This window comes from Vibrio anguillarum (genome assembly GCF_003390515.1).
Taxonomy (GTDB): domain Bacteria; phylum Pseudomonadota; class Gammaproteobacteria; order Enterobacterales; family Vibrionaceae; genus Vibrio; species Vibrio anguillarum.
Genome location: NZ_CP031479.1, coordinates 3,096,283 through 3,100,932 on the forward strand (window position 1 = coordinate 3,096,283; position 4,650 = coordinate 3,100,932).

Annotated in this window: 4 protein-coding genes; all 4 read left to right on the forward strand. The window is 38.6% G+C overall.

What is annotated here, in order from left to right; genetic code table 11:
* Positions 1 to 82 precede the first annotated feature (82 nt).
* The 4 genes from DD616_RS17010 to DD616_RS17025 all read left to right on the forward strand — a co-directional run bounded on the left by DD616_RS17010 (position 83) and on the right by DD616_RS17025 (position 4,550).
* Positions 83 to 931 (forward strand): pentapeptide repeat-containing protein, encoded by an 849-nt coding sequence (locus DD616_RS17010; RefSeq protein ID WP_208871966.1) that lies wholly within the window; start codon positions 83 to 85, stop codon positions 929 to 931.
* Between the two features lie 174 nt (positions 932 to 1,105).
* Positions 1,106 to 2,428 carry a serine/threonine protein kinase gene (locus DD616_RS17015; protein WP_208871967.1) on the forward strand — a complete coding sequence of 441 codons (1,323 nt, stop codon included), beginning with the start codon at positions 1,106 to 1,108 and terminating at the stop codon, positions 2,426 to 2,428.
* Entirely contained in the window at positions 2,428 to 3,147 is a 720-nt protein-coding gene (locus tag DD616_RS17020) for a PP2C family protein-serine/threonine phosphatase (protein ID WP_208871968.1), read from the forward strand. Before DD616_RS17015 ends, DD616_RS17020 begins: the two co-directional genes overlap by 1 nt.
* A gap of 332 nt (positions 3,148 to 3,479) precedes the next feature.
* A complete protein-coding gene (locus tag DD616_RS17025; protein ID WP_208871969.1) occupies positions 3,480 to 4,550 on the forward strand; it encodes a hypothetical protein in 1,071 nt (356 codons plus the stop codon).
* The last annotated feature ends 100 nt before the right edge of the window (positions 4,551 to 4,650 follow it).

A 4,650-nucleotide genomic window follows, 5' to 3' on the forward strand; every position in this document is an offset into this window, starting at 1 on the left:
CCCTTAGCCGGGCGTTATAAGCAATAGGAGATTCAGCATTTTTACTAAAATAATACAGACCCCGATAAGGGCTGCATCCTTTGTGTTTGTGGTTACATCACTTGTTGTGTTTTTAGCTACAGCATTTTGGCCACAATTAAGCTCTTGGGTGTTTCCCAATACAACATTGGGCTTATACGACAAGGCATTTTGGGAAAATGTTTTGGTTGAAGCTCATGGCTTAGTCTTTGATATTTTCTTAATTGGTCTAGTTCTAGTCTGGATGGACTCTCATCGTCAAAAGAGAGAGTCGATTGAACGAAATCTCGAAGGACTATGGGACTTAAACACTTTTGTTGATGAAATATATCAGAAGAAAAAGATCAATATGATCAAGCGCTTGAACGCAAGCAAGGTTTATAAAATCGATGTTACCGATTTGACTTTGAGCAATGTTGAACTCAAAGATGCGAAATTTTCCAATTCTGGTCTCTATGGGCTTAAGTTACTTAATTGCAAGGTTTTCAATCTTGAAATTCAAAGCTCTAAACTAAACTCGGCAGATTTTAGCTGCTCAAAACTTAAAAACTCCAAAATACTGAAATCGTATCTGAAGAACGCTTGTTTTGCTGAGGCCATATTGACAGGCATTGACTTTCAAAAATCTGATCTATTTCGAGCTAAATTTATAGGTGCCAATTTAGAAAATGCTGATTTACGTGGTTGTAATTTAAAGAGAACGGTTTTTGATGGTGCGAATCTAAAGCAAGCAAATATCAGAGAATGCCAAAACTTAGACTGTGAAGCCTTAGCTAAAGCTGAGTGTCTTGATTATATAAAAGCTGATGATGAAGTAGTACAGGTATTAAAGGAATTGAGGCCAGAAATGAAAATTAATTTTGGTCAGATAGAGAATCGAACTCTAAACCCTTGCGAGCGCACCACAGCCTGACTAAGCTTCATCGTATTTTATAGGTAACTGAAAGTCAAACGAAAATTGCTTATAACAAAGCATTTAAGAGCCCTTAGCCGGGCGTTATGCACCACACCTTAGACTCAGTCAAACTTATTCTTGGTGAGCTCCTTTCAAATTGTTACAATACCTTGTTAACAGAGGAGTTTATAGATGTCTTACACTGAAGTTTGTGAAAAAGGTCAAGGTGGTTTTGCTAGGGTTGTTGAAGTCCGTGACGTAGCAGGCAATTATTTTGCTAAAAAAATATACAACCCTCAAAAGCAAATTACAGACGCTGTCGGTGATGAGCATCTCAAAAAGCGATTCAAGCGTGAGGTTCGGTATCAAAGCACACTAAATCACCCGAATATCGTGAGGATTCTTGCGCATTTCTTGGATGATGAGCCACCATATTTCATTATGCCACTTGCGGAAGGTACTTTACGTGATGATTTGGTTGCCGACCCTACATTAGGTGGTGACCCACGTAAAGCGCTGTTTGACATTTTGGCAGGCTTAGAAGTGTTGCATTCAGAAGGGTTTGTTCATCGAGACCTAAAGCCAGCTAACGTACTTAAGTTTAACGATGGGACAAACGCCTATTATGCACTGTCTGATTTCGGTCTAATTACTGGTATTGATAGTGACTCATCGACATTAACTGGCTCAAATGATAGTGGCGGTACTCCAAACTATGCAGCCCCAGAGCTTATCCGTGGTTTTAAAACGGCAACACCGTTAGCGGATATTTACTCATTTGGAGCTATTCTTCATGATATCTTTGGTAATGGAGCAAAGCGATTACCTTATACAGAGTTGACCGTTCCAGGTGAACTGGGTGCTATTGTTAGCAAGTGTACTAAAAAATTAGCTCGTAGAAGATACGCAAATATCGGCGTGTTGCGGGAAGAACTATATAATGTTCTGAATACTAAGGAAATTGTATTCAACTCTTCTGATGAAGAGCAAGCAGTAAAATTGTTACAAGACAACACAACGTTGACAGAGGAACAATGGGATATTGTGTTCCTTCAACTTGAAGACAATATTGAAAAATCGGTTAGTTGCTCTAACATTTTTTCAGCTGTAGCAGAGCATCATATTAATGAATTACATCAAGAAGCTCCTGAACTTTTTGCTGCGCTAGGTGAATACTTCGCCGACTTTGTTATGAATAGTTCATTTAATTTCGACTACTGTGACGTTGTGGCTAGCCGAGCTCAAGTGTTCTACGATTTAGGTAGCATTCAGTTGCAAGCGAAGATTGCTTTAGCTCTACTTGTAATGGGTACAAGCCACAATCGCTGGTACGTAGAGAGAAAGTTTGTTTCAATGGCTGGATTGACTATTTCAGATAAATTGGCGAACAGAATGAAAATTGAACTAGAAGTTCAAGAAATAGAGTTTGTAAGACATATGGGGCATCTTATGCGTTCTATCAGTGTGACAAAAAGTGTACTACATCCAACATTGCAACAGTTGCTTGGTTCGTAATGAAAAATTATCAAGCATCTTTGTTTAGTTGTGCCGGACGTAAAGGAAGTAACCAAGATTCCTTGTTGTTCGAGCAGCTTGACGACGGAACAGTACTACTTGCAATTGCTGATGGAATGGGTGGTCATGTCGGGGGGCAAGTTGCCTCCGAACTCGCTATAGCGACGGTTAAGAGTGAGCTAGCTACTCACTCTAATGTAGAACTTTCGCTCGTTTTTGAAAAAGTTCAGAAAGCATTTATAAGTAAAGTTGAACAAGAGCCCGAATTAAAAAAAATGGGTTCGACCCTGACAGTATGCGTGATTAGTGGCACTAGAGCGAATATCGCACACGTTGGAGATACAAGGCTATACCACTTGAGAAACAGTGGTCTTGTGAGTCGAACTATAGATCAGACGGAGTTACAACAATTAATTGATCAGGGAGTAATAACTAAGGCTCGTGCGAAAAACTACCACCGAAAAAATATATTACTTTCGGTTATGTCTGCTTACAGAGACTATGAGCTTCAAGTTAGTTCATTTGATTTATTGGATGGTGATAGACTTCTATTGTTAACTGATGGTGCTTACTCATTAATGTCTAAGGTCGAAATTCGAGATCTCTCCCTACAAAATACTGAGGTTAGTAATTTTGTGGATAGCTTAAAATCTCTCATAGAGTCTCGTGTAATTAAGGATGACTACACAGCTTTAGCTTTCGAGTTTTCTGGCGCATAACAAAGCATTTAAGAGTGATTCCCAACGCCTGGCATTTTTGTCTTCGCGTTGGGTTTTGTGTTTATGGTGGCATGGTTTAGTTTCGTAGTAGCGTTGCTCACACCTTAATGCGGCGTTATGGCTCCCAAATTGAGTTGGTTACGAATGTCGATAAATTGGTTCAAATTGGAGTACTATGCTGCGATTGCGCTGATTTGAAGAACACGATGACAACGCGTGGCGGCTTTGGTGCAAAATTGAAGTTCAGAGTTGACAGTGTGTTTTTTTGAGTTTGGCAATGCGTTGTCAACCCCTTAGCCGGGCGTTAGAAATTTATTTGGAATATGGTGTAAATGGCTAGAAAACATAGATATGTAATTACGATTGAGTTTTCATCTGAAGAGATGAATCCGCTATTTGTTGGAGAAGTTCCTTATCCTTTTTCTAAGTCTTACAAGGACGAACTGACGATTACCGAAGACAAAATCGTGATCGTTGCTGATAGAAGTAACAAAGTTGATATCAAAGGGATCTTTGATAATCACAACAGTGCTCTATATACACAGATTATTAAATCATTAGTTTATTACTACTGTTGTGTCGGAAAAGCAAACGAAATCACGAAAATTCAGACTCATTATATTTATGACAATGTCATTAAAGACAAGTTAGTTGTTAAAAGTAATGATGTTAATCAGATATTTGGGAGCGACGATGACCTTTCACTTCTACAGAAGCTAGAGGCTGATGAACTAAAGGTCATTTTCGAAGAAAGCCCAAAAGGGCATTCATACTTAATTGCCTTGACTCATTTAGTTAAGTCGTTTTGTTCAGAGAGCCCTTATGACTCTTTTGAAAGGAAATGGAAGTCTTTTAATGCCCTATATCGACAAGTTTCAAATGAAGAGAATGAGTTCAAACGTCAGGTGTTTGTTCGAAATCACTTGATCAATCATCCTGAACTTTATCCCCTTATTTTTGATGTTGTAAGTAAACTAACAGCAACAGGAATTAGAGAAAAAGTTCGTTGGGTTAAGTTTATTCACAATAACTTTGCCACTCTAAAACAAACAGAAAATTTTAAGGATTTTGTTATCGCAAATGAGGACCACCGACTAGCTGAAATCAATAAGAGCACTTTGACAGTACGTGAGAAATTCTTAAAAGATAAAGGTTTTTATAACGATGTAGAGGCTCACCTAAATCATCACATTGAAAACAAGACACTCAATAATTCACAACTAGCAGCAACATTGTGCATTAAATATATGTATTTTGTACGCAATAAGTCTGTTCATGCTGAAAAAGTCGACTCAAGTTTTCGTTTAACTTCAAATACCAAAGAAGAAATCGAAGTGAAATGGCTGTCTAGCTTGCTTGATTTACTGCTTATTGATTTAGTGAATGCGCACTCAAATTTCTAACAAAGCATTTAAGAGTGATTCGCAACGCTTGGCGCTTTCGCTTCGCTCAAGTATAGCCAAGCGCTGCTCACACCTTAATGCGGCGTTAGGCAAGGTGAGT